Origin of the sequence: Vibrio floridensis, from assembly GCF_021852965.1 — a bacterium.
In the GTDB taxonomy this organism is placed as follows: domain Bacteria; phylum Pseudomonadota; class Gammaproteobacteria; order Enterobacterales; family Vibrionaceae; genus Vibrio; species Vibrio floridensis.
This window is the reverse complement of record NZ_JAKGCY010000055.1, coordinates 1-1,484: the sequence shown is the minus strand read 5'-3', so window position 1 is coordinate 1,484 and position 1,484 is coordinate 1. Positions and strand designations below refer to the sequence as shown.

The 1,484-nt window shown below is 43.1% G+C and carries 2 protein-coding genes; one reads left to right on the top strand and one right to left on the bottom strand.

The genetic code is table 11. The annotated features are described in order from the left end of the window. On the top strand, positions 1-350 hold a 350-nt coding region (locus LZU85_RS20795), incomplete at its 5' end, for a GNAT family N-acetyltransferase (protein ID WP_237288442.1). A gap of 652 nt (positions 351-1,002) precedes the next feature. Here the strand turns inward: LZU85_RS20795 and LZU85_RS20785 are convergent. Beyond that, the gene (locus LZU85_RS20785) at positions 1,003-1,233 is read right to left on the bottom strand and encodes a PAS factor family protein (RefSeq protein WP_011150423.1); all 231 of its coding nucleotides are present in this window, start codon (positions 1,231-1,233) and stop codon (positions 1,003-1,005) included. Positions 1,234-1,484: the final 251 nt, after the last annotated feature.

The window sequence follows — 1,484 nt, the reverse complement described above, 5'->3', positions numbered from 1 at the left end:
AACGAGTATTAGACCGGTTAGCAACATCAGGATGGTTCTATATCCATATATTTGTGGATGGTCAGTTTGCAGGGCAGTTAGAATTTCGTAGCTTTTCACCCGAGCCTGAGACTGGCTATGTGCATCTCATTTACTTAAAGCCGAATTTTCGTGGTTCAGGTCTCGCTGCAAAATTGCAGGATTATATTGTAAGCACTTTGAGTAAAGCGGGTTGTTTGCGTGCTGTACTTTCAGTAAGCCGAACTAACCATCGAGCCCTCACATTCTATAAGCGCCATGGTTGGGAGTTCTTGCGCAAGAATCCCAAGCACGATGAAACCGACTTTTACCAACTTTGGCTACGCACCTAACAAACTGTTCAAGAGGGATTCGCAACGCGTGGCATTTTCACTGTGCGTTGGTTTTAGTGTTTAAGGTGGTATTCGGCGGCATTGGTATTGCGTTGCTCACCCCTTAACAGGGCGTTATGCTTAATCAAATAAAATCAGTGGTTTATGGTTTTCTTTGTTCCCTCAGCTTTTCAGTTTTGTGTTTGTCGGCAAGTCGGCTTTTTTGAGCGCTGTTTTTCGGACTCTTATTCTTTGGCGCTAGAAATTCAGAGAATTGCCTCAATCAATTCTTGAGCAACTACGCGGCTAGGGCGGTTGGCTCAATCAGAAATCCATTTTTGGTTTTTAAACTCCAAGCCAGTTTTGCCAAAATCCGAAGTCTGATTATCAAAACTATGATTCATTTCGGCTTTCTAATCTTTGTCTTTTGTTTGTGAATCAAAGTCGAGTTAATCTTGGTTCTGGTCAAACGTAAGCCATTGAAGCTTAAGCATAACAAAGCGTTAAAGTGGGATTTGGCACGCGTGGCATTTTCAGTTTGCGTTAGGTTCAGTGGTTACGGCACTGTGCGGTAGCTTTTGTATTGCGTGCCTGCACCCCTTAACGCGGCGTTATGTGACTGTCGCTAAAACGGCTCTTGGGGATAAGAGCCGTTTTAGAAGTGGTAAGGAGATCAGTGTTCAGGAATTTCTAATAATTGAACAACTCTATCTACAGCATTACTGATAGCTTCGTGGTTTTCTAATTTTCCTGAGCTGGCCGGCCCGAGAGCACCTGCATACAAAGCCAATTGTTTATCGAAAGGCAAATCCAACTGTTCATAAAGGTTTTGTCTTATGGTTGCATGCTGTTCTGGGTCTTGGTTGGTAAGGTTTACAAGCGTTTCATAAATAAGGGCTTTCATGTAATGTCCATTTTATTATAGTTTACGGGGTGCATATCATTGTACGCGTGTAGAGCTTGTAATTCTTACGCAACAATCACATAACAAGGCGTTCAAGAGGGATTCATGCCGCGTGGCATTTTTGGTATGCAGTGAGTTTTAGTGGTGAAAGTGGTCTGCGGAAAGTTGGTTTAGGCGGCATTCACCCCTTAACGCAGCGTTATAAGCCTTAATTGGAGACTGGTTTAAATGGAAACAGAAAGACTCAAGCT